This is a genomic window from Maritimimonas sp. 2405UD52-3 (assembly GCF_056591715.1).
The window spans coordinates 1-410 of record NZ_JBWQOL010000023.1 but is presented as its reverse complement, the minus strand read 5'-3'; the positions used below and the strand labels follow the sequence as shown (position 1 = coordinate 410).

At 49.0% G+C, this 410-nt stretch carries 1 protein-coding gene; it reads right to left on the bottom strand.

From position 1 onward, the window contains the following. Positions 1-410 (bottom strand): DUF7507 domain-containing protein (locus AC1EU5_RS16010; protein WP_480193425.1); only part of this gene is annotated, 410 nt, incomplete at both ends.

Here is a 410-nt window from a genome sequence, read left to right as displayed (position 1 = left end):
ACCACAGCTACACCTGTCAGCGTTGCTGTACCTGTATTGGTTACTGTAAAGGTATAGGTCACCACATCACCCACAGACACATCTCCTGATCCATCTGGATCCGTAATCGTATTGCTCTTGACAATACCCATACTTGGTGTCGCTACTGGGATACTGTTGGTATCCGTTACATCTGGGGCCTGATCACTGCTTCCTGTAGCAATGTTCGTAATGGTCGTACCTAAGTCACCTGCCTGGATCGTATAGCTAAGCGTACCACTCTCACTGTCACCAGCGGCTAGCACTGCTACACCATCACCTGCTACATCACTCAAGGTCACCGCACCTAAAATATCATCGACCACAGCTACGCCTGTCAGCGTTGCTGTACCATTGTTCGTTACTGTAAAGGTATAGGTCACCACATCACC